The organism is Microbacterium sp. NPDC089186 (assembly GCF_040685115.1).
In the GTDB taxonomy this organism is placed as follows: Bacteria; Actinomycetota; Actinomycetes; order Actinomycetales; family Microbacteriaceae; genus Microbacterium; species Microbacterium galbum.
In genome coordinates this window covers 182,073-204,977 of sequence record NZ_JBFBHJ010000002.1, presented here as the reverse complement: position 1 = coordinate 204,977, position 22,905 = coordinate 182,073, and the positions used below count along the sequence as shown (strand labels likewise).

The window sequence follows — 22,905 nt, the reverse complement described above, 5'->3', positions numbered from 1 at the left end:
CGTGCCCGGCGCCGACCGGGTCGTGCTGCGATGATTCGTGAGTGGATCAGGATGCCGTGGATGCCGTCGTCGAACGCTACGGACGGTTCGCCCGCGACGAGGCGCCCGGCCGATCCGCGGTCTACGAGGCCTGGGCGCATCGCGTGGCGAAGGATCCGACGGTCGCTGCCGCGCTCGCGCCGATTCCCGAGACCCGCCGTCAACCCCCGCTCGTCTTCGCGGTGATGCGCGTGCGCGGGGCGCCGATGGACGACGTCGACGCGTGGGCCCCGTGGGTCGTCGCACACGCCGACGAGATCGCCGCGCAGTGCCGGGTGCGCAGCGTGCAGACCAACGAGCCGCTCCGGTGCGCCGCTCTGCTGCCGGCGCTCGCCCGCATCGACGGTCCGATCGCGCTGCTCGAGGTCGGCGCGAGCGCCGGGCTGTGCCTGTACCCCGACCGGTACTCGTACCGCTACCGCCGAGGCGACGAGCTCATCGCCCTCGACCCGGTCGACGGCCCCTCGACGGTCGAGTTGCACAGCGACCTGACCGGCGACCCCGTCCTTCGAATGCCCGAGATCGTCTGGCGCGCCGGGATCGACCTCAACCCGCTCGACGCCCGCGACGCGGATGACCGGGCGTGGCTCGAGGGGCTCGTGTGGCCGGGGGAGGAGGGGCGACGTGAGCGCATCGTCGCCGCTCTCGACATCGCCGCCGTCGATCCGCCGCTCCTGATTTCCGGCGACGGCGCGGACGCCCTGCCCGCGCTCGCCGCGCAGGCCCCCGCCGACGCCACGCTCGTGGTCACGACGCCGGGCGTGCTCGCGCACGTGCCGCGCGCTCGGCGCGGGGCGGTCATCGACGCCGCCCGCACCGCGGGACGCTGGGTGACGCTCGACGCCCCCGGCCTCCACGACGGATGGACGGGAGCACCGGGCGTGAAACGGGGCGGCTTCGCCCTGGCGCTGGACGGGGAGGTGCTGGCCGAGGTGGATCCACTCGGCGCGTGGGTGGCGTGGCATCCGGGAGGGGCGTCGTCGGCGCAGTAGCGTGGCGCCGTGCCTCTTTCGGACCGCGACCTCGCCTTCCTCGCCTTCGAGGGTGAATGGCGGCGCCACGCGGGTGCGAAGGAGGAGGCGATCCGGGCGGAGTTCGACCTCACGCCGGCGCGCTACTACCAGCTGCTGGGGCGGTTGATCGACACCCCCGACGCCCTCGCGCACGACCCGATGCTCGTTCGCCGTCTGCGGCGGCGACGCGACGACGCAGTGGCGCAGCAGCGCGCCCGGCTGGGTCGGACGGCGGCCCGCTGACGGGGTGCTCAGGCGTCGACCGATAGCATCGTCCAATGGCCAGATCGACCTTCCCTCGGGATCGCTTCGACGACCTGCCCGATTCCACCGGCCGGGTCGGGGCGCACCGGGCCGAGCGACCGCGCACGCGCGGATGGATCGTGTTCCTGTGGGCGGCCATCGCCACGCTCGTGCTCATCATCGTGGGCATCTTCGGGTCCCTCGTGGCCTCGGGCCGCATCAGCCTCGGCGCCGATGACGCACCCGTTCCGACCGTGTCGGCAGAACCGACCGAGGCCGTCGTCGTCGACACCTCGTACTCCGTGGTGGTGCTGAACGGCACGGGCCAGGACGGCCTCGCCGCGACGGTGCGCGATCAGATCGTGGCGGCGGGGTGGGCCGGTGACACCGTCGAGACGGGGGACTCCGACTCCACCGATTTCGCTCAGACCACGATCTACTACCTGCGCGACGGCGACGAGGCGGCGGCGCGGGGCCTCGCGCAGACCATCGGCGGCGCCGAGGTCGCGCAGAGCGACTTCCTGCAGCCGACCGACGACCCGAACACCCCCGACGACGAGAGCGCCGTCAAGCGACTCGTCGTGGTGATCGGCCTCGACCGCGCCGCCGGCGCGACCCCCTCCGCCACCGCGCAGTGACCCTCTCGCGCCGCGTGTTTCCGCGGCGTAACAAGTTGGGGGCACGCGCGTCAACAATCCCCGGAGGGGCCGGTTCGGCGGCATCCGGCGTGCTTACGATGACCGAGTCATCCAGCAACAGGAGATTCGCATGACGCAGGGCACCGTCAAATGGTTCAACGCCGAGAAGGGCTACGGGTTCATCACCGTGTCCGATGGGCAGGACGTGTTCGTCCACTACTCGAGCATCGAGATGTCGGGCTTCCGCGTCCTCGAGGAAGGTCAGGCGGTCGAATTCACCGTCGGCACCGGTCAGAAGGGCCCGCAGGCGGAGTCCGTGCGACTGGCCTGATCCGCTGGCTCGAACGCCGTGGCATCCCTCACCGGGATGCCACGGCGTTCGTCGTCTCACGGACGGCCTCGCGGCTTGCACTCCCCAGGGGCGAGTGCCAGAATGAGTTAGCACTCGCTTTCGTCGAGTGCCAAAATCTGGAAGTCACCCGTCCGGGAGGGACGACACACTTATGGCAAAGATCATCGCTTTCGACGAAGAGGCCCGTCGCGGTCTCGAGCGCGGCCTCAACACGCTGGCCGACGCCGTCAAGGTGACCCTGGGCCCCCGCGGTCGCAACGTCGTGCTCGAGAAGAAGTGGGGCGCCCCCACGATCACGAACGACGGTGTCTCGATCGCCAAGGAGATCGAGCTCGACGACCCGTACGAGAAGATCGGCGCCGAGCTGGTCAAGGAGGTCGCCAAGAAGACCGACGACGTCGCGGGTGACGGCACCACCACCGCCACCGTTCTCGCCCAGGCGCTCGTGCGCGAGGGCCTGCGCAACGTCGCGGCCGGCGCCGACCCCATCTCGCTCAAGAAGGGCATCGAGAAGGCCGTCAAGGCCGTCACCGACGAGCTGCTCTCCTCCGCCAAGGAGGTCGAGTCCAAGGAGCAGATCGCCGCCACCGCGTCGATCTCCGCCGCCGACCCCGCGATCGGCGAGCTCATCGCCGAGGCCATCGACAAGGTGGGCAAGGAAGGCGTCGTCACCGTCGAGGAGAGCAACACCTTCGGCACCGAGCTCGAGCTCACCGAGGGCATGCGCTTCGACAAGGGTTACATCAACCCCTACTTCGTCACCGACCCCGAGCGTCAGGAAGCGGTCTTCGAAGACCCGTACATCCTGATCGCCAACCAGAAGATCTCCAACATCAAGGACCTTCTGCCGATCGTCGACAAGGTGATCCAGGAGGGCAAGGAGCTCCTCATCATCGCCGAGGACGTCGAGGGCGAAGCGCTCGCGACCCTGGTGCTGAACAAGATCCGCGGCATCTTCAAGTCGGTCGCCGTCAAGGCTCCCGGCTTCGGCGACCGCCGCAAGGCTCAGCTGCAGGACATCGCGATCCTCACCGGCGGCCAGGTCATCACCGAAGAGGTGGGCCTCAAGCTCGAGAACGCGACCGTCGACCTGCTCGGCCGTGCTCGCAAGGTCATCATCACCAAGGACGAGACCACGATCGTCGAGGGTGCCGGTGAGTCGGAGCTGATCGAGGGTCGCGTGACCCAGATCCGCCGCGAGATCGAGAACACCGACAGCGACTACGACCGCGAGAAGCTCCAGGAGCGCCTCGCGAAGCTCGCCGGTGGCGTCGCCGTCATCAAGGCCGGAGCCGCGACCGAGGTCGAGCTCAAGGAGCGCAAGCACCGCATCGAAGACGCCGTGCGCAACGCCAAGGCCGCCGTGGAAGAGGGTGTCGTCGCCGGTGGTGGCGTCGCGCTCATCCAGGCCGGCAAGAACGCTCTCGCGAACCTCCAGCTCTCGGGCGACGAGGCGACCGGTGCGAACATCGTCAAGGTCGCCATCGAGGCTCCGCTCAAGCAGATCGCGCTGAACGCCGGTCTCGAGCCCGGTGTCGTCGCGAACAAGGTGTCGGAGCTCCCCGTGGGCCACGGCCTCAACGCCGCGACCGGCGAGTACGGTGACCTGTTCGCACAGGGCATCATCGACCCCGCCAAGGTGACCCGCTCTGCTCTGCAGAACGCCGCGTCGATCGCCGGTCTGTTCCTCACGACCGAGGCCGTCGTCGCCGACAAGCCCGAGAAGGTCGCCGCTCCCGCGGGCGACCCGACGGGTGGCATGGACTTCTGATCCACGCCTGACGCCCGAGAACGCCCCCTCCTCCGGGAGGGGGCGTTCTCCGTTCCGGCGGGCCGGGTGGCGCGGTCTCACACGCCGATGACGGTGCCCCGGTCGCCCGAGGCGGCGCGTCGACGAACGACGCCGCCGAGCCCTCTCGCTCGCGCGAGCGCTCGAGCCTGCCGCGTGTCCTTCCGGCGTGCTGCGGATCGTTTCGCCCACGTCGCGAGACGACCAGGCGGCGTGATCTGCCGAAGGGACTAGCTCACGCGGTCCCGGCCGGACGATCCCCGCCGGGAAACGGAGCGCGGCGTCTCAGGCCGGGGTGTCGGGCCGGTGATCGTCGGGGAGGCGCTCGAGCGGCTGCGTCTCGATCAGCGCATGCTCCGCGGCGTCGCGACGATCGGCCAGCGGAAGAGACACCCGGAACGTCGCGCCCCCGCCGGGGGTGTCGACGACCTCGACCGTGCCGTGCAGCAGATCGACGATGGATGCCACGATCGACAGACCGAGGCCGGATCCGCCGGTCTCGCGCGTGCGCGAGGTGTCGGCGCGCCAGAAGCGCTGGAAGATCTGGTCGCGGATCTGCTCGGGAACGCCCTCGCCGTGGTCGATGATCTCGATCCAGCCCATGTCGTTCTCGGCATCCACTCCCACGCGCAGCCCGATGGGGGAGTCGTCGGCGGTGAATCGACGCGCGTTGCCCAGGAGGTTCGCCACCACCTGACGCACCTTGTTCTCGTCGCCCAACACGATCGGCGCCAGCCGCGGTGTGGGACGCATCGCTCCGGCCGGCGGGGCGGCCGGCTCGGTCGTCGGTGCCTCCCCGGTCGTCGTGGCGGGATCGGTGCCGTCCTTCTGGCGGCGGCGCAGGCGCGACAGCGTGGCTCCGGCGATCGCCATGGCCGACGTGGTGGGAGCCGTGCGGCGTCGCGTCGCGGACTCGGAGGGGTGTCCGCCCGAATCGAGCAGTGGATCGAGGGTGATCGTGGGCAGCACGAGCGGACCGCGAGAAGTGGTGTCGTCGACCGTGACCTCGCGCTGGGGCGAGGTCACCCGCAGGTCGAGGGCGGCGTCACGTGCGATGGGACGCAGGTCGAGCTCGGTGATCGAGACATCACGGCGCTCGTCGAGGCGGGCGAGCGCGAGGAGATCCTCGACGAGCGCCCCCATGCGGATCGCTTCCTTCTCGATGCGCTCCATCGACTGCGCCACGTCCTCGTCGGAGCGGATCGCCCCCATGCGGTAGAGCTCGGCATAGCCGCGCATCGTCACGAGCGGGGTGCGCAGCTCGTGGCTCGCGTCACCGATGAACCGGCGCATCTGCCGCACGGTGGCATCCCGTTGCCCGAGCGCGCCGTCGATGCGCGCGAGCATGGCGTTGATGGCGGTCTTGAGCCGCCCCACCTCGGTGTCGGGCACGATGTCGGTGAGGCGCTGGCTGAAATCGCCCGCGGCGATGTCCATCGCGGTCGTCTCGACCTGGCGCAGGTTGCGGAAGGCGAGCGTCACCAGCCACCTCGTGAGCAGGGCCGTGGCGATGAGGATGAGCAGCGCGACGAACGCGTAGATGCCGACGTACGCGGCGACGATGCGGTCGGTGGGCGCCAGGGGCTGCACGACCATCTGCGTGTAGACGCCGGGGTTGCCCGGCACCTGCAGGACGCCGACGCGCGCGAGGAAGTGCGCTCCGGAGTCCGGGTCCTCCAGCTCGATGCGTCGGTCGATCTGGCCGTACGTCTGCTCGACGGTGAAGGTGTCGGGCAGCTGCGGCAGCGCCTTCGACGACGTGCCGTTGTAGAAGGCCTCGCGTCGGCCGTCAGGACCGTAGACCACGACCATCGACCCGATCTGCGGGGCGTTCTCGACCTGCGTGAACTCGATGCCGCCGTCGACCGGTGTCGTGGTGAAGATGCTGTTGGCGATGCTGCCCGCCGCCTGCTGGGCCAACTGCTCGTCGAGATTGTTCACCAGCGTGGTGCGCAGGAACACCATGGTGCCGATACCCGCGGTGAACAGACCGATCGCGAGCAGCGCGACGGTCACACCGGTGACCTTGGTCCGAAGGCTCAGACCTCGCCACCAGCGCGTCAGGGCATCGTCGGAGGGCGACAGGGCGGACGCCTTCCGCTCAGGCGCTCTTGCCCGACTTCAGCATGTAGCCGAAGCCGCGCTTGGTCTGGATGAGCGGCTCGGAGGAGTGCGGGTCGATCTTGCGACGCAGGTACGAGATGTAGCTCTCGACGATGCCGGCGTCGCCGTTGAAGTCGTACTCCCAGACGTGGTCGAGGATCTGGGCCTTCGACAGCACGCGATTGGGGTTGAGCATGAGGTAACGCAGGAGCTTGAACTCCGTGGGGCTGAGGTCGATCGAGACGTCGCCGACGCTGACGTCGTGGGTGTCCTGGTCCATCGTCAGCTCGCCGGTGCGGATGATCGACTCCTCATCGGCCTGCATCGTGCGACGCAGGATCGCCTGGATGCGGGCGACGATCTCATCGAGGCTGAAGGGCTTGGTGACGTAGTCGTCGCCCCCGGCATTCAGCCCCTCGATCTTGTCCTCGGTCTCGTCCTTCGCGGTGAGGAAGAGGATGGGGGCGGTGTAGCCCGCACCCCGCAGCCGCTTGGTGACGCTGAAGCCGTTCATGTCGGGCAGCATCACGTCGAGCACGATGAGGTCGGGTTCTTCTTCGAGCACGGCCGAGATCGTCTGCGCGCCGTTGGCCACGGCTCGCACCTGGAAACCGGCGAAGCGCAGGCTCGTGATGAGCAGGTCGCGGATGTTCGGTTCGTCGTCCACGACGAGGATGCGAGGAGCTGTCATCCCCTCATTATCGTGATCCGACCCCGCAATGTCCTGGATATGGAACGGAAAGCCGCGTGCTGGTATGCGTCAGGCGGCCGCGGCGTCGATCCCGTCGGCATCCAGGATCGTGTAGGCGTAGCCCTGCTCGGCGAGGAAGCGCTGACGGTTCTGCGCGAAATCCTGGTCGACGGTGTCGCGCGCGATGAGGGTGTAGAAGCTCGCCGTGTGGTTCGACTGCTTAGGCCGCAGCAGACGTCCGAGACGCTGCGCCTCCTCCTGCCGCGAGCCGAACGAGCCCGACACCTGGATCGCGACGGACGCCTCGGGGAGGTCGACCGAGAAGTTCGCCACCTTCGAGACGACGAGCAGCGGGATGCTGCCGTCGCGGAAGCCCTGGAACAGTTCCTCGCGCTCGGGGATCGGGGTGGCGCCGGTGATCTGCGGGGCGTTCAACGCCTCGGCGAGCTCGTCGATCTGATCGAGGTACTGCCCGATGACCAGCACGCGCTCACCCGGATGCCGCTGCACCAGGCGGCGCGTGACGTCGATCTTCGCGGGGGCGGTGGCGGCGAGGCGATAGCGATCCTCGTCGGCCGCGGCGGCGTATTCGAGGCGCTCGTCGGCCGGGAGGTCGATGCGCACCTCGTAGCAGGCGGCCGGGGAGATGAAGCCCTGGGCCTCGATCTCCTTCCACGGCGCGTCGAAGCGCTTGGGGCCGATGAGGCTGAACACGTCGCCCTCGCGTCCGTCCTCGCGCACGAGCGTCGCAGTGAGGCCGAGGCGGCGGCGCGCCTGCAGGTCGGCGGTGAGCTTGAAGACCGGGGCGGGGAGGAGGTGCACCTCGTCGTACAGCACGAGGCCCCAGTCGAGGGCGTCGAGCAGGGCGAGGTGGGCGTACTGGCCTTTCCGCTTGGCGGTGAGGATCTGGTACGTCGCGATGGTGACCGGCTTGATCTCCTTCACCTGACCGGAGTACTCGCCGATCTCGTCGGGGGTCAGGGTCGTGCGCCGCAGCAGCTCGTCGCGCCACTGACGGGCGCTGACGGTGTTGGTGACGAGGATGAGGGTCGTCGTGCGCGTGTCGGCCATCGCCCCCGCGCCCACGAGCGTCTTGCCGGCGCCGCAGGGGAGCACCACGACGCCGGACCCGCCCTCGGAGAACGAGTCCACCGCCTGACGCTGGTAGGGGCGCAGGCTCCAGCCGTCTTCGGCGAGGTCGATCGGGTGCGGGGTGCCGGGGGTGTATCCGGCGAGGTCTTCGGCGGGCCAGCCGATCTTCAACAGCTCTTGTTTGATGTGACCGCGTGCCCATGCGTCGACGAGGTAACTGTCGGGGCTGGGATGCCCGATCAGCAGGGGAGCGATGCGCTTGTTGCGCGAGACCTCGCCGAGGACGGCGGCATCCGTCGACCGCAGGACGAGGGCGCCCTCGTCGTTGCGCTCGATGACGAGGCGCCCGTACCGGTTGACCGTCTCCCGGATGTCGGTGCTGACGGATGCGGGGACGGGGAAGCGCGACCACGTGTCGAGCGTCTCGAGCATCGCGTCGGCGTCGTGGCCGGCCGCGCGGGCGTTCCACAGGCCGAGCCGCGTGATCCGGTAGGTGTGGATGTGCTCGGGTGCGCGCTCGAGCTCGGCGAAGACCGCGAGCTCGTGCCGCGCCGTCTCCGCCTGGGGGTGCGCGACCTCGAGGAGGACGGTGCGGTCGCTCTGCACGATCAAGGGGCCGTCAGACATAGCGTTCGAGTCTACCGGGGTCGCAAGCAGCCCGGCGTCCCCTGGTCTCAGTCGACCGGGGCGACCCCTTCGATGTGCGAGAGGGGGAGCGTGCGCTCGACGTCGGCCGCGCGGTCGCGTCCGCGCAGGCGTCCGCCGCCGAGACCCGTCGCCTCGAGCCGGAACACTCGCGCCGACCCGTCGGGCAGCCGCACGGTCACGTCGACCACGGCGCGGGCGCGGACCGCGTGATCGAGCTCGCGCTCGAGCCACGCGGCATCGGAGTCCTGGGCGCCGTTGCGCAGGCGCCCCAGGAGCGGGGCGTAGAGCTCGTCGGGGTCGGACGCCGGCTGCTCGGCGCCGGCGAGCTTCGCGCGCTCGAGAGCGCGGGGGCGGCCGTCGGCGTCGACGGCGACAGCGGGATAGTGCGCGTCTGTGAGGGCCCAGAAAACGACGTCGGCCGAGACGTGGGAGACGAGGTCGTCGCCGTCGTCGCGCGCCAGGGCGATCGAGCGCAACGACTGATCGACCTCCATCGAGCGTCGCAGGGTCTCGTCGTCGGTGGTCACCCGCGTGAGAGAGGTGTCGGCGTCGACGCCCACGCGCACGCGGCCGTGCTCGGCGGAGGTGCGTTCGATGACGTACGCGAGCGGCTGCGGCAGGCCCGTGAGGGAGATTTCGGTGAGGAAGCTCCGGAGCGACTCCGCGGTCTCGCCAGCGGTGATCGCCGCGCCCACCGTGCCGGCGCTGAAACGGTAGCTCGAGGCCTGGGCGCGGGACTCGCGCGCGGCCATCGTGCGCAGCCGTACGTCGAGGTGGGGCGCCAGGGGTCCCGGCGCGATCGCGGTCAAGTCGTTCTGCAGGTAGACGCGGTCGACCTCGGGGGGCAGCAGCTCTTTCAACGCCGAGGTGTCGAGCTCGCCGCCGGCCGCGAGGGGGGCCGCCCAGGGCGCCACGCGTCCCGCCGCGTCGAGCAGGCCCCAGCGCACCAGCCGCCGGATCCACAGCGTCGCGCGCTCGGGCCCCTCGGGGTCGAAGGGGGTGGCGTCGGCCCAGTGCTCGCTGGGGATCCAGCCTCCGTCATCCGCTCGATACGCGCGGGGGAGAGCATCGCGCAGGGCCACCGCCGTGCGGCTCCAGCGCTCGAGGGTCGGCAGGCGCAGCCATTCGCGGCCCCGGGGCGAAACGAGCCACGCTCGGTCGTTCGCGCCCAGGAGGCCGACGTCGGAGGCGAGGCCGACCAGCAGGTCCGCTTCGGCGGCGGTGGTCACCGCCCCCGCGTCGACGAGTCGTCGCCGCTCCGTCGCGCCGAGCGACCCCGACCCGATACGGCCGAGGGGGGACTCGAGCGTGAGCATGAGGATGTCGGCGACCGAGGCGGCGTTGGTGAAAGCGGCCTCCGCCGCTGCCGAGGCCGTCTCCGCGGCCGGGGCGGGCGCCGTCGCGGACGGGGCCGCGGGCAGTCCGTCGGGGAGCGCCTCGTGCACCGCGCTCGTGACGGTCGGGAACGGGATGCCGTCGTCGCCGACCAGGGCGCGCGCGATCAGCGCGTCGCGCGCGGCGCCGGTGGCCGGGCTGCCGGCGACGGCGTCGAGCAGCGCGATCGCCTCGTCGCGCGTCAGGGCGGGCAGCTCCCGAGCGACCGAGGCCGGATCGAGAAGCGCCTCGGCGGCGTCGAACATGTCGCGCCAGGCGCTCGAGGGAGCGACGTGCCGCCCCGTGAACAGGCGTGCGAGAGAGGCGTCGTCGCGCGCGCCCAACGAGACCGCCAGTGCGCGTTGTGCGGAGGTCTCGGGCACGTCAGCGGGCCTTGTTGGCCCGCGCCCTTCGGGTGAAGCTCATGATGAGCACGGCCAGCAGGCACACGAAGGCGACCGGTGGGGCGATGTAGACGATGACCCCGATCGTCGGCCAGATGCCCGAGCCCATGTCGGCTCCGGAGCTGGAGCCAACGATGATCGCGAAGAAGCACACGATCGACAGCACGAGGAGACCCAGCGACATGAACGCCAGGATGCGGTCGATACGTCGGACGGGAACGTCGTCGCCCGGCGTGCTGCCGCCGGTGGTGCGGGTGCTCATCGCGCTCAGCCTACTGCCTGGCGCCGGTGTCGTAGGCTGGAAGACCGGGATCCGCTCGGTTCCCGCGTTCCGCCGCGCGTTCGCGCACATATCCAGCGAGGTGTCCATGCCCACCGGCAAGGTCAGGTTCTACGACGACGAGAAGGGCTTCGGCTTCATCAGCACCGATGACGGCCAGGACGTGTTCCTGCACGCCACGGCTCTGCCCGCCGGGACCCCCGCTCCCAAGGCCGGAACGCGCCTCGAGTTCGGCGTGGCCGACGGCAAGCGCGGACTGCAGGCGCTGTCGGTCCGCGTGCTGGACGCTCCGGTGAGCCTGTCGAAGCGGTCGCGCAAGCCGGCCGACGACATGGCGATCATCGTGGAGGACCTCGTGAAGCTCCTCGACGGCATCGGCGGTGACCTGCGTCGCGGTCGCTATCCCAGCGGCCCGCACGCCCAGAAGATCGCCGCGGTCCTGCGCAAGGTCGCCGATGACTTCGAAGCCTGAGCAGGGTGAGCCCTCGCCAGTCGCCGACGAGCGGCTGACCGGCGCGCACGATCTCGCCCTCGCGGCCCTGCACGAGATTACCGCGGCCGACACCGTCGGCCCCGCCGCGGGATACACCCTCGAAGACGACGGCGTCGTCTCGCTCCGTTTCCACACGCGCCTGTCGGGATACCCGGGGTGGTTCTGGACGGTGAGCGTGGCTGTCGTCGAGGACTCCGAGCCGACGGTGCTCGAGGTCGAGCTGCTCCCCGGAGACGGCGCGCTGCTCGCCCCCGACTGGGTGCCGTGGGCGACGCGACTGGCCGAGTACCAGGCGGCCCAGGCCGCTGCGGCGGCAGAGGATGCCGACGACGAAGCGGATGACGACGACGTCGACGACGTCGACGACGAGCACGACGATTCCGATGACGACGACGACGAAGAAGAGGACGAGCCCAAGGCCCGCTTCCACGCGGGCGACCTCGACGGCGTGGACATCGACGAACTCGACGCGGACCACGCCCCCGACCATCGGGCGGACGGCGACGACGCGGATGGCCACGACGCGGACGACGACCACGCGGATGACGACGACGACGACGCGGAGGCGTACGACGACGATCGCGACGAGGGCGACCGCAGCTACTGACGCGCAGCCCCGAACGACGAAGGCCGCCCCGCGTGATGCGGGGCGGCCTTCGTCGTGACCGGCTCAGGCGCCGGGAAGGCGTTCGATCGTGTAGTCGATCGCGCCGATGAGGCGGCGGACGTCGTCGGGCTCGATCGAGACGAACGTCGCCACCCGCAGCTGGTTGCGGCCGAGCTTGCGGTAAGGCTCGGTGTCGACGATGCCGTTGGCGCGCAGGCTCTTCGCGATCGCCGCGGCGTCGATGCTCTCGTCGAAGTCGATCGTGACGACGACGGGGGAGCGGTCGGCCGGGTCGGCGACGAACGGGGTCGCGACCGTGCTGGCATCCGCCCAGTCGTACAGTGCCGCCGACGACTCCGCCGTTCGGCCGGCCGCCCACGACAGGCCGCCGTTGTCGAGGATCCAGCCGAGCTGCTCGTCGAGCAGGAGCAGGGTGGCCAGGGCCGGGGTGTTGAGGGTCTGCTGCAGGCGGGAGTTGTCGAGCGCGTTCTTCAGGCTCAGGAACTCGGGGATGTAGCGGTCGGATGCCGCGATGCCCTCGATGCGCTCGATCGCGGCCGGCGAGACGGCGGCGTACCACAGGCCCCCGTCGGAGCCGAGGTTCTTCTGCGGGGCGAAGTAGTAGACGTCGGCCTGCGTCACGTCGAAGTCGATGCCGCCCGCGGCGCTGGTCGCGTCGATCACGGTGAGCGCGCCGGCATCCGCCTGAACGCGCTGGACGGGCGCGGATACGCCCGTGGAGGTCTCGTTGTGCGGCCACGCGTACACGTCGACGCCCTCGACGGCCTCGGCGACCGTGCGGGTGCCCGGCTCGGCCTTGCGGACGTCGGGCGCCTGCAGCCAGGGGGCTGCGGCCGCGGAGGCGAACTTGCCGCCGAACTCGCCGAAGACGAGGTTCTGGCTGCGGTTCTCGATGAGGCCGAAGGCCGCGGCATCCCAGAACGCGGTCGATCCGCCGTTGCCCAGGATGATCTCGTACCCCTCGGGGAGGCGGAACAGCTGCGCGAGGCGCTCGCGCGTGCTGGCGACGAGGTTCTTCACCGGCGCCTGGCGGTGCGAAGTGCCGAGGATCGACGCCCCGCGGGTGACGAGGGCCTCGAGCTGCGCACCGCGCACCTTCGAGGGACCGCATCCGAAGCGGCCGTCGGCGGGCAGGAGGTCACTGGGCAGTTCCACGTGCGGCATGGGACCGATTCTAGGGTCCCGGTCCCGGCCCTCCGGTGCTCATGTCGGAGGGGGTCGGTAGGCTGGGAGGACCTGCCGCGCGACATCGAGGACTGCTGAATGACCGACCTGATCGACACCACCGAGATGTATCTGCGCACCATCCTGGAGCTCGAGGAGGAGAAGATCGTGCCGCTGCGCGCGCGCATCTCCGAGCGCCTCGGCCACTCGGGTCCGACGGTGTCGCAGACCGTGGGACGCATGGAGCGCGACGGCCTCGTGGTGGTGTCCGAGGACCGGCGCCTCGAGCTGACCTCCGACGGTCGTCAGAAGGCGGTCGACGTCATGCGCAAGCACCGTCTCGCCGAGCGGCTGCTGAGCGATGTCATCGGTCTCGACTGGGCCTACGTGCACGACGAGGCCTGCCGGTGGGAGCACGTCATGAGCGAGCAGGTCGAACGCCGGCTCGTCGAGCTGCTCGGCCACCCCACCGAGTCTCCCTACGGCAACCCGATCCCCGGTCTCGACCAGCTCGGCGACACCGCGAGCGCCACGTTCGACGACGGGGTCGTGGGTCTGGTGCGCAAGCTCACCGACGCGGGCGGTCCGATCTCGGGCACGGTCCGTCGGCTCGCCGAGCCGGCGCAGGTCGACCCCGAGCTCCTGCAGCAGCTGAAGGCGGCGGGGGTCCTGCCCGGAGCGCGCGGCGACTACCGCTTCAACGAGGGGTACGTGCTGGTGCAGATGGAGGGCGTCGACGAGGGGCTCGAACTCCCGGTCGAGGTCGCGTCGCACATCTTCCTCGTCGCCGAGAGCTGAGTCGACCGAGGCTGAGCCTTCGCCGGGCATCGGGCCGTCACTCGATGCAGAGCGTGACTTGTTCGTTATCTTCGGGTAGCCTCTGAGGGTCCACAGGCGAGAAGCCCGCCGTCGGACCCCTCGCGGTTTGCCTCATCGGCTCGTCGTCCGCAGAGGGTGAAGCCCGCACATCGTGCCCCCAACCATCGAGTGCTGACGAGCCAGCGTCCCAGACGCAGAGGCGCCGGAGGAACTTTGGCTGAACACAACGATCCCGCTGCGGACCTACCCGAGGTCCCCGCAACGGGTCCCACCCGCAAGAGCGCGCGCGCTGAGGTCGCTCGACCCACCCGCCGCCCGATGCAGTCCCGCTCCACGGCGACCGCACCCGTCGCCCGTACCGCTCCCGCCCCCACCGGCGCCGCCCGGCGGCGCGGGGTCAAGCCGCTGCGCAGCGCCGTGATCCTGTCGATGGTCGCAGGGCTCGTCGCCACCGTCGCGATCCCGGCGTACGCGGCCACGGTGCCCGCGGCCCAGACGATGTCGCTGCAGCAGATGTCGGCGCCCGACAACCAGTCGCTCGTCGTCGCGTCGGACGCGACGGCCGAGAGCCTCGACCGCAGCAGCTATTCCGCCACCACGGCGGAGGAGATCCAGAAGAAGAAGGACGAGGAGGCGGCTGCAGCCGCCGCGGCGGCAGCCGCGGAGCGGGCCCGCCAGTCGGCATCCACCGCCGGTTCGTCGGTCTCGAACATCGACCTCACGATGACCGCTCCCGGCTCGGGCGAGGTGCGCTGGCCGCTGACCAGCTACATCCTCGGCCGTGGCCTCTGGGACTCGGGCTACCACCAGGGCGTCGACCTGCTCGCCCCCGGCGGTCAGCCGATCTTCGCCGCCGCGGCGGGTGTCGTGAGCGTCTCGTCCGAGAGCTACGGCGGCTACGGCGTCGGCATCGTCATCGAGCACGTGATCAACGGCCAGAAGGTGTCGACCACCTACGGTCACATGACGTACGGCAGCCGTCAGGTGCAGGCGGGCCAGACCGTCGCGGCAGGCCAGCTGATCGGCCTCGTCGGCTCGACGGGCAGCTCGACCGCGAACCACCTGCACTTCGAGGTGCACATCAACGGCTCGGTCGTCGACCCCTACGCCTGGCTGCAGCAGAACGCGGGCTGACCTTCGTCGCGGAGATCGCGACCTGAAGCGGCGTGCCGGAGACGATCGTTCTCCGACACGCCGCTTCCTGTTTCCCCCCGCACCCGACCCCGGGCGTGTCGCAGTGGGTTAGCCTGTCAGCGACGTCGGAAGAACCGGAGGGAACGCCGATGAACACCAGCCCGCGCATCCGCACCATGGATGCGCTCGGGCTGCTCGTTCTTCGGCATCGTGTGTTCGGATGCCGCGGTTTCGCCGCGATCACCCAGGCGCTGTCTGCCTAGACAGCGCCTTTTTTCATACCCCTGCGCCTCAGCCGTCGTCGCGAGTCGAACATCCGAGAAGCCGTCTCGGCCATTCGAGAGGAAGCGGAATGCGCACACTGGTCCTGAACGCGGGCTACGAGCCCCTCGCGGTCGTGTCGTTCAAACGAGCGCTCGTGCTCGTCATGAACGAGAAGGCCACGGTCATCGAACGCATCGAGGAAGACCCCGTCTGGGCGGCGGCGGGAACCTACGACCGCCCGGCGGTGATCATCCTGACGCGATACGTCCGGGTGCCGGGGGCGCGTCAGGTGCCGGTCACGCGCCGCGGGGTCCTGCGGCGCGACGCGCACCGGTGCGGTTATTGCGGCAAGGCCGCGTCGACCATCGACCACGTGCTGCCGCGCTCTCGCGGCGGGAAAGACACGTGGGAGAACCTCGTGGCCTGCTGCCTGGCCTGCAACAACATCAAGGGCGATCGCACCCCGCAGGAGATGCGGTGGGAGCTGCGACTCGTGCCCGCGCCCCCGCGCGGCTCGTCGTGGACGGTGCGGGGCGTCGACAAGAGCGACCCGCGCTGGGAGCCGTACCTGGCGCTCGCCGCATGATCTGACGCGTGGGGGCCGTCGTCGAGGTCGAGCTCGCGCCCGGGCTCACCTCGGTGGCGGTGCCCGTGCGCGACCGGAACGGTGCGGTCGCCGCGGCGGTGAACGTCTCGAGGAGCAGTGGGCGGCGTTCCCGTGCGACGGTGCTCGACCGCCTCGTGCCGACGGTGATCGGCGAGGTCGCGGCGAGGGAGGCGGACCTCCGGTCGCTCCGGCGAGAACGGGGACCGTGCGGCGACTCCGCCCGGCATCGCCCCTCACTCGCTAGAGTCGAAGAGTCGGCGCGATCGATTCCGCGACGACGTGGGGGAGTCTTCCGAGTCGAAGCTGTCCGCGTCCGCGAGAGCGCGTCGGTCGCCGCTCATCCGTGCGGTGTCACGCCCCGCGGAAGGACAGACCCCCCCGATGACCTTCGACACGCCCACCCCCGAATCCCCCGTCGAGCGCACAGGGCTGATGGACTCGCCCCCCGAGGAACGGTTCGATCGCATCACGCGCCTCGCGCGCGAGCTCTTCGACGTCGACTACGCGCTCGTGAACATCGTCGACACCGACGAGGTCTACACGAAGTCGCAACCGGAGGGACCGCGCTTCGGCCGGTCGCCGCGCGAGGCGGTGTTCTGCGGCGAGACGGTCAAGCAGGATGGTCTGCTCGAGGTCGACGACGCGACCGCAGACGAGCGCTTCCGCGACATCGCGTCGGTCACGGAGTTCGGGATGCGCTTCTACGCGGGCTTCCCTCTGCGCACCGACGACGGCGATGCCGTGGGCACGCTGTGCCTGCTCGATTCCGACGCCCGGTCGCTGAGCGACGCGCAGCGGCGCAGCCTCGAGCAGTTCGGCCGCTGGGCCCAGGCGGAGGTGCGGCAGAGCGAGGCAGACGCGTCCGCCCCGGCCGCGCCCGCCGATCCGGCCGCTGCAGCGGGCCCGGCGACCGGACGGGAGAAGCGGGGCAGCGCCGACGGCGTGGGCCTGGCATCCCTCGCCATCCCGCACGGGGTCGTCAGCGGAGACAGCAGCGGCTGGCAGCAGGTGGGCGGACGGGTGGTGGTCACCCTCGCCGACGTGATGGGCAAGGGCGAGGCCGCCGGGGCCGTCGCCGACGCGCTGCTCGGAGCCCTGCAGGCCCGGCGCGACATGGACCCCGTGCAGGCGATGCTCTCGGTCGAGGACGAGGCCCGCGCCGACGGCCGCTACCGCGATGTGTTCGCGACCGTCTTCCATGCCGTCGTGGACGCCGCCTCCGGCACGGTCGACTTCGTCGACGCCGGTCACGGCCTGACCCTCGTGCTGCACGCCGACGGGACGAGCGAGAGGCTCGACTCGCGCAACCTCCCGCTCGGGCTGCGTCCGGCCGACGTGACCTGGGAGCCCGGTCGCGTGCGGGTCGGTCGCGGCGACCTGCTCGTCAGCGTCTCGGATGGGGCGCTCGACGCCTACGACTCCACGCTCGAGAGTCTCCGCATGATCGGCGACGATCTGCGCGCCGCCGCCGACACCGGCGGGTTCTTCGACGAGCTCGCGCTGAAGGTCTCCACCCACGAGGTCGACGACGACGTCACCGCCGTCGTGCTATCGGTGCACTGAGCACTCCGGATGCCGGGTCCTCGCGTGGCGCGAGGACCCGGCATCCGTCGTTGCGGCCTCAGCGTGGGATGACGGTGAACAGGAAGCGCTTGCGGACCATGACGAAGATGATCCCGATGACCGCCGCGTGGATGAGCGTCCCCTGCCAGAAGCTCCCGCGGTCCAGCCCCGGGATGTTCGCCACGGCGAGCACGAAGAACACGTGCACGATGAACACGTACAGGCTCGCCTGGCCGAGGGGGATCCAGAGCCAGCCCATGCTCTTCTCGATCGGCTTCCAGGCGACCGTCAGCACCGCGTAGGTGCACACCAGCACGAGCGGCAGGTCGAGCAGACGCCCCCACTCGAGGAAGATGCGCTGGTAGCCGGAGTCGTAGAGACCCGCGTAGAGGTCGGCCGGGAAGGGCACGGGGGTGAAGCCGTAGGTCTGCCCCGCCCACAGGTAGACCAGGATGCCGGCATAGCCGACCACGAAGACACCGACACCGATCTTGCCGGGCAGCGACGTGAGTGCGCGGATGATCCGGCGACGGTAGTACCCGATCACGAGGCCGTGCGTGAACAGCACCTGCCAGAGCGCGAGGGGGAACACCGCGTCGAACTGCGACGGAAGGCGCAGGACGTCGGGGGCGATGCCGTGCAGAACGTAGACGCCCCAGCTGAGAGCGAGCACGAGCCACCACAGGCGCCTCTTGATGAGCCACATCAACGCGGGATACGCCAGGCTCAGCACCACGAACAGGCCCATGATGTTGAAGGGCCACGGGCCCATCTCGAGCAGGAGGAACTGGCGGACGGCGTACCACGGCGGCGGATAGTCGAGCAGGCGCTCGCCGTTGGGATAGAGGTCGTACACGCGTCCGCTGTCGCCGGAGCCTCCTTCGCCCGTCCCGCGATCGGTGAAGGTGGTCACCGCGGAGGCGTCGACGAAGGGGAGGAAGCCGATCGCGAAGACCAGCAGAATCACGGCCAGGGCGACGAGGTACTGCTTGCGCGCGCGTCCCCACGCCGCCACCGCCGCGCCCCACTCGCCCGCGCGGGCGACCGCCGCGGGGAACACCATGCCCAGCACGATGCCGCTGAGCAGCACGAACAACTCCGCCCCGGTGATCGCACCGATCGCCTTGAGTGAGGCGTAGGCGAACGGGCTCGTGACCTCGATGTGCGTCACGACCACCACCACGATGATGAAGCCGCGCACCATGTCGATGCGCAGGTCGCGGCTGGCCGAGGTGTCGTCGTAGCGCCATTTCGGCAGCGCGCGACCGATGATCCCGGATGCCAGGAACGCGACCGCGAGGACGGCTGCGCTGCCGGTGATCCAGTTCATCTCCTCGTTCGGATCCGCGCCGCCCTGACGCACCTGCACCGTGGCGGCCACCCCCTGCTCGGGCGTGACGACATCGGAGACCGGTCCCCAGCGGATGAGGCCCGTCGAGAGCAGGTCGTCACGCAGCGCGGTGGCCAGCTCGCCGTTCGCCGTCGCGCGCCAGTCGACCTCGCGTCCACCGGCCTCGGCCTCTTCGCGGACCACCTCGAGCCAGGTGATCCCGGTGATGAGGGGGTGGTCGCCGAGCTCGGCGAGCACCTGCGTCCACCAGCCGCGCTTCACCGCCAGTTCGGAGTCGCCCTCGCGACCGAAGTCGTACAGCGCGCCGGTGTCGAGCAGGAGCTGCTTGCCCTGGCCGACGGCGAAGCGGTCGTAGAACGACGAGCGCTGACCGGTCGTGTAGCCCCATCTCTCGTCCAGCCGTGCGGCGACCTCGCCGTCCTCCGGGGCGGCGTTCTCCTCGAGCGGCACGTCGCGGCCGGCGGCGGCCGCCGCCTCGCCCTTGCCGAAGTAGTACAGCGACAGTCCCACGCGGTCGACGGAGTCGGCATCCGGGAAATACGGACCGTACGGGTCGTCGGCCTCGGTGAACAGCCCGTCGCCGTCGGTGTCGATCGCGACGCGGTCGCGCGCGGTGATGGCGTCGAGGCGGCCGTCGGCGCGTTCGAAGGGGTATCCGGCGCCGTAGGAGGGGCTCCACAGCATCTCGGCGCCGGAGGTGCCGGCGTGCACGGCAGCGGCGACGTCGTCGAACGCGGCCACGTAGGCCGTGGGCTGCTGCCCCCACGACACCCACGAGCCGTTCATCTCGGGCGCGAAACGCACGAACTGCTCGGTGCCGTACTGCGAGTGGTAACGCTCGAGGCGCATGGTGAGCTCGGCCGCGTCGGCGTCGGTCAGGGTCTCGAGCTCGACCGAGGGCTCCAGGGTGAGCACCAGCGAGGCCCCCTGCCCGGCGACCTGCAGGGCGGCGTGCTGCCACTCCGAGATCGAACGCGCGTCGAGGGGGTACGACAGGCGCACGCTGTACATCGCCGGGGTCTCGCCGAGGCGGGTGCGGTAGCCGTCGGGTCCGTCGTCGCCCCAGTCGAGCTCGGGGCCGAAACGTACGCCGTCGGTCGCCGAGGCGGGCGGCGTCGCGGTCGGGGTGGCGGAGGGCGTGACGGATGCCCCGGGCGCGTCGGGGGTCGCGCGGGGATCCGGCGTCGCGGGCGCCGCGACCGTGCCGGATGCCGCCGAGGGCGCGGGTACCGCGGCCAGGGCGGGGGAGACGCCGATCAGAAGGAGTGCGGCGGTGGCCCCCACGGCCGCCGCGATCCGTCGTCCCGCGTGCCTCACTCTCGTCTCGTCTCCAACGTCCAGACGTTCCGGTCGCCGTCGCGACGGAAGTCGACGTCGTCGACCCCCGCGTTGGCGAGGGCCAGGCCGCGGCCGCTCTCCTCGTCGGCATCCGCCATGCGCACCGATGCCAGGTCGAGCAGGGGAGGGTCGCCGTCGTCGCGGAACGTCGCGACGAGCCGCTGCGCATCGGCGAAGAGGTCGAGGGTGAACCGGCGCTCGTCGGACTCGCCGCGCGAGTGCTCGACGATGTTGCCGGCGATCTCGATCACCGCCGTCTCGAAGCCGAACCGCGTCATCGGCGTCACCTCGCCCACCTCGTCCCACCACCCGGCGAGCAGGTCGAAGATGGCGTCGAGGCTCGCCGGGACGACGGCGGCGTCGAGGGAGCGGCGCGCCGCGGGCTCAGTCACGGAGGGCCTCGTCGACGCTCGGACGCGGACGCAGCACCCGGTCGAGGTTGGTGAGGCCGAGCACCATCGTGACCTGCTCGCTCGGGGCCGCGAGGCGCAGGTCGCCGCCGGCCTGGCGCGCCGTCTTCAGGCAGGCGACGAGCGCGCCGAGTCCCGACGAGTCGACGAACTCGGTCTCCGAGAGGTCCACGACCACGATGTCGCCCTTCCCTCGGGTGATCTCGGCGGTGACCGTTTCGCGGAACGACTTCGCCGACACCATGGTCAGACGGCCGCGCGGCGTGACGACCGTTCCGTCGGGGCGGGAGTCGATGTCGACCTGGAGCATGTCAGTAACCCTTCGGTTGGTGATCGGAGGCGGAGTACAGCACCGCGCGGACGATGATGCTGAAGACGGCGAGGTCGTACAGGACCCACGCGATGTTGATGAGCGGAGCGATGCCCTCGGCCTGCCCCGCGGCGTAGCGCACGGCGACGACGCCGAGCGAGGCCACGAGGGCGCCCATGACCCACAGCTGCGGCTTCACGAGGTCCCAGCGGGGGCGGTTCTCGAGCGAGCGCGTCTTCGGGGTGACGGAGAACCCGAGCGAACGCCCGCGGTAGACGTTGTCGAACGCGCTCGTGACGGAGCGGATCCACACGGGGAACAGGGCGAGCGAGTACTGCGCGCCCCGCCAGGTCGGTCGGCCGTTGGCCACCACCAGGAACAGCACCTGGTTGATGACGAAGAACGGGATGAAGCGCGCGAAGAAGTCCACGCTCCATGCCTGGACGGGCATGACCCCGAACGACAGGTACAGCACGGGGGCGGCGACGTACACGATCGCGGCGAAGCCCGACAGGTAGCTCCACATCGTGCCGAAGTACATCAGCCGCTGACCCCAGCTCATGCCCTTCTGCACGAGCGGGTTCTCGCGGAACATCACCTGCATCGTGCCCTGCGCCCAGCGCAGGCGCTGGGTGAGCATGGTCGGGAGATCCTCGGGGGCGAGACCCTTCGCGAGCACCTCGTCGTGGTAGACCGACTTCCAGCCGAGGCCGTGCAGGCGCATCGAGGTCGCCATGTCCTCGGTGACCGAGATCGTGGCGAGGGGCATGATGGCCTGCGCCTCTTCTTCGCGCCCGACGTCGAAGGACTCCACCAGCATGCTGACCGACTCGACCGCGGCCAGGGGCGACAGGCTGCGCTCGCCGAGGGCTTCGAGGGCGAGGTCGTCGATCGCGGCGAGGGCGGCGGGGTCTCCCGTCACCTCCGCCAGCTCGGCGAGCTCGGCGCGCACCTCGGCGATGTCCTGATCGGCGAGCTCGCGGCGCACCGCCATGATCTGCCGCTGGAACCCGTAGGTGAGATCGGCGAGGGCGTCGCCGCGCGCGATGCCCGCCTTGAGGTCGTCGAGCGCGCGGGAGACGCGATCGAGGGATGCCACGATGCGGGCGTCGGTCGCGTGCTCGCGTCGCGCTCGGGCGAGCACGCGACGGGACGAGCGGATGCCGCGGTTGACGGCGAGGGTGACCTCGCCGACGTAGCGCGAGACGCCGAGCTGCATGAGGGCCTCGCGGCGCAGGATCGCGTTGGAGCCGCAGAAGAAGGCGGCGTTCCATCCGTCCTTGGACTGCTGGATCGGCCCGTAGAACAGGGGCGCCTGGCTGCCGAGGGGGTCGCTGGCCGGGACGTTGGTGAACCACTGCGGGGTCTGCACCAGGGCGACGCGGTCGTCCTCGAACCATCCGAGCGTGCGGTCGAGGATGTCGGGGGAGGGGATCTGATCGGCATCCAGGATGAGGAAGAACTCGCCCTCGGTCACCATCAGCGCGTTGTTGAGATTGCCGGCCTTGGCGTGACGCGGGCGATCGCGCCACGCCTCCGAACGGGTGATCACGCCGATGCCCTCGGCTTCGGCGAGGGCGCGCAGCTCGGGGCGGTCGCCGTCGTCGAGGATCCAGGTCTCGTGCGGGTAGCGGATCGCCTTGGCCGCTCGAGCGGTCTCCATGACGAGGTCGAGGGGCTCGTTGTACGTCGTCACGAGGACGTCGACCGTCACCTCGTGCTTCAGCGGGGGTGCGTCGTGGCGCTCGCGCAGCCTCCAGGCGCCGAGGCCGAAGAGGAGGGAGTCGATGAGGCTGTAGGTCTCGGCCAGCACGAGGGGGACCGCGATCCACCAGGACTCCCAGTTCACCGACGCCAGCCAGCGCCACGTGATGTAGTTGAGGCCCGTCGCGGCGGACAGGATGACGATCACGCGCACCAGAGCGAGACGTCGTGTGCGCGAGACGTCGCGACGTCGTGCATCCCGTCGCAGATCATCGCGACGGATCGTTGTTTCGACGACCAATTGGGGGGACCTTTCGTCGCTTTTCATCTTCTATGAAGACGGGCTTTCGCGTCGATCCTTGACGCGCGCGTCGTCGAGTCGAGAAGGTACGCTCCCGCGGGCGCGGGTTCGTCGTGACGGGGTCGCCGGCCGACGATGTCGGAGGTCGATCGT

Annotated in this window: 21 protein-coding genes; 11 read left to right on the top strand and 10 right to left on the bottom strand. The window is 70.4% G+C overall.

Translation table 11 applies throughout. From position 1 onward, the window contains the following. The first annotated feature begins 41 nt into the window (after positions 1–41). From AB0N82_RS07185 to groL, 5 genes are all read left to right on the top strand, one after another. Complete coding sequence (locus AB0N82_RS07185; protein WP_363389837.1) at positions 42–1,031, top strand: DUF2332 domain-containing protein; 990 nt, start codon at positions 42–44, stop codon at positions 1,029–1,031. Positions 1,032–1,040: 9 nt separating this feature from the next. Further along, on the top strand, positions 1,041–1,295 hold the full coding sequence (locus AB0N82_RS07180) for a DUF3263 domain-containing protein (RefSeq protein WP_363389834.1): 255 nt from the start codon (positions 1,041–1,043) through the stop codon (positions 1,293–1,295). Positions 1,296–1,330: 35 nt separating this feature from the next. Next, complete coding sequence (locus AB0N82_RS07175) at positions 1,331–1,933, top strand: LytR C-terminal domain-containing protein (protein WP_315994776.1); 603 nt, start codon at positions 1,331–1,333, stop codon at positions 1,931–1,933. Between the two features lie 130 nt (positions 1,934–2,063). Further along, positions 2,064–2,264 (top strand): cold-shock protein, encoded by a 201-nt coding sequence (locus tag AB0N82_RS07170; RefSeq protein WP_076676782.1) that lies wholly within the window; start codon positions 2,064–2,066, stop codon positions 2,262–2,264. A 172-nt stretch (positions 2,265–2,436) separates the two neighbouring features. Then, the gene (gene groL, locus AB0N82_RS07165) at positions 2,437–4,056 is read left to right on the top strand and encodes a chaperonin GroEL (protein ID WP_363389829.1); all 1,620 of its coding nucleotides are present in this window, start codon (positions 2,437–2,439) and stop codon (positions 4,054–4,056) included. A gap of 303 nt (positions 4,057–4,359) precedes the next feature. Here groL and AB0N82_RS07160 read toward each other — a convergent pair whose 3' ends face one another. From AB0N82_RS07160 to AB0N82_RS07140, 5 genes are all read right to left on the bottom strand, one after another. Then, positions 4,360–6,039 (bottom strand): HAMP domain-containing sensor histidine kinase, encoded by a 1,680-nt coding sequence (locus tag AB0N82_RS07160; RefSeq protein WP_363391176.1) that lies wholly within the window; start codon positions 6,037–6,039, stop codon positions 4,360–4,362. 136 nt (positions 6,040–6,175) lie between these two features. Next, positions 6,176–6,868 (bottom strand): response regulator transcription factor, encoded by a 693-nt coding sequence (locus AB0N82_RS07155; RefSeq protein WP_076676776.1) that lies wholly within the window; start codon positions 6,866–6,868, stop codon positions 6,176–6,178. Positions 6,869–6,937: 69 nt separating this feature from the next. Further along, positions 6,938–8,587 (bottom strand): DNA repair helicase XPB, encoded by a 1,650-nt coding sequence (locus AB0N82_RS07150; protein ID WP_315994774.1) that lies wholly within the window; start codon positions 8,585–8,587, stop codon positions 6,938–6,940. Between the two features lie 47 nt (positions 8,588–8,634). Continuing rightward, positions 8,635–10,365: a helicase-associated domain-containing protein gene (locus AB0N82_RS07145; protein ID WP_363389824.1), complete on the bottom strand. Its 1,731-nt coding sequence runs from the start codon at positions 10,363–10,365 to the stop codon at positions 8,635–8,637. Position 10,366: 1 nt separating this feature from the next. Then, complete coding sequence (locus AB0N82_RS07140; RefSeq protein WP_363389821.1) at positions 10,367–10,648, bottom strand: multidrug ABC transporter ATPase; 282 nt, start codon at positions 10,646–10,648, stop codon at positions 10,367–10,369. Between the two features lie 106 nt (positions 10,649–10,754). On the opposite strand from AB0N82_RS07140, the gene AB0N82_RS07135 reads away from it, so the two are divergent. Together AB0N82_RS07135 and AB0N82_RS07130 are read left to right on the top strand one after the other, a co-directional pair. Further along, positions 10,755–11,138 carry a cold shock domain-containing protein gene (locus AB0N82_RS07135; protein WP_307454093.1) on the top strand — a complete coding sequence of 128 codons (384 nt, stop codon included), beginning with the start codon at positions 10,755–10,757 and terminating at the stop codon, positions 11,136–11,138. After that, positions 11,122–11,766, top strand: a complete 645-nt coding sequence (locus AB0N82_RS07130) for a DUF3027 domain-containing protein (protein ID WP_363389818.1) — start codon at positions 11,122–11,124, stop codon at positions 11,764–11,766. The genes AB0N82_RS07135 and AB0N82_RS07130 overlap by 17 nt, the downstream gene beginning before the upstream one ends. A 63-nt stretch (positions 11,767–11,829) precedes the next feature. Here the strand turns inward: AB0N82_RS07130 and serC are convergent, their stop codons facing one another. After that, complete coding sequence (gene serC / locus AB0N82_RS07125; protein WP_315994770.1) at positions 11,830–12,951, bottom strand: phosphoserine transaminase; 1,122 nt, start codon at positions 12,949–12,951, stop codon at positions 11,830–11,832. Positions 12,952–13,050: 99 nt separating this feature from the next. Between serC and AB0N82_RS07120 the strand changes: the two genes are divergently transcribed. The 4 genes from AB0N82_RS07120 to AB0N82_RS07105 all read left to right on the top strand — a co-directional run bounded on the left by AB0N82_RS07120 (position 13,051) and on the right by AB0N82_RS07105 (position 17,338). Beyond that, positions 13,051–13,749 (top strand): metal-dependent transcriptional regulator, encoded by a 699-nt coding sequence (locus AB0N82_RS07120; protein ID WP_315994769.1) that lies wholly within the window; start codon positions 13,051–13,053, stop codon positions 13,747–13,749. Between the two features lie 339 nt (positions 13,750–14,088). Next, complete coding sequence (locus tag AB0N82_RS07115; RefSeq protein WP_315994768.1) at positions 14,089–14,904, top strand: M23 family metallopeptidase; 816 nt, start codon at positions 14,089–14,091, stop codon at positions 14,902–14,904. 352 nt (positions 14,905–15,256) lie between these two features. Beyond that, complete coding sequence (locus AB0N82_RS07110) at positions 15,257–15,754, top strand: HNH endonuclease (RefSeq protein WP_315994767.1); 498 nt, start codon at positions 15,257–15,259, stop codon at positions 15,752–15,754. A 402-nt stretch (positions 15,755–16,156) separates the two neighbouring features. After that, positions 16,157–17,338 (top strand): GAF domain-containing SpoIIE family protein phosphatase, encoded by a 1,182-nt coding sequence (locus AB0N82_RS07105; protein WP_315994766.1) that lies wholly within the window; start codon positions 16,157–16,159, stop codon positions 17,336–17,338. 58 nt (positions 17,339–17,396) lie between these two features. Here the strand turns inward: AB0N82_RS07105 and opgC are convergent, their stop codons facing one another. The 4 genes from opgC to AB0N82_RS07085 are packed head-to-tail and all read right to left on the bottom strand — an operon-like array spanning position 17,397 to position 22,665. Beyond that, positions 17,397–20,006, bottom strand: a complete 2,610-nt coding sequence (opgC, locus tag AB0N82_RS07100; RefSeq protein WP_363389812.1) for an OpgC domain-containing protein — start codon at positions 20,004–20,006, stop codon at positions 17,397–17,399. Further along, positions 20,003–20,419, bottom strand: coding sequence for an ATP-binding protein (locus tag AB0N82_RS07095; RefSeq protein ID WP_315994764.1), 417 nt, complete (start codon positions 20,417–20,419; stop codon positions 20,003–20,005). Before AB0N82_RS07095 ends, opgC begins: the two co-directional genes overlap by 4 nt. Next, a complete protein-coding gene (locus AB0N82_RS07090; protein ID WP_315994763.1) occupies positions 20,412–20,747 on the bottom strand; it encodes an STAS domain-containing protein in 336 nt (111 codons plus the stop codon). The genes AB0N82_RS07095 and AB0N82_RS07090 overlap by 8 nt, the downstream gene beginning before the upstream one ends. A 1-nt stretch (position 20,748) precedes the next feature. Further along, complete coding sequence (locus AB0N82_RS07085; protein WP_315995263.1) at positions 20,749–22,665, bottom strand: glycosyltransferase family 2 protein; 1,917 nt, start codon at positions 22,663–22,665, stop codon at positions 20,749–20,751. Positions 22,666–22,905: the final 240 nt, after the last annotated feature.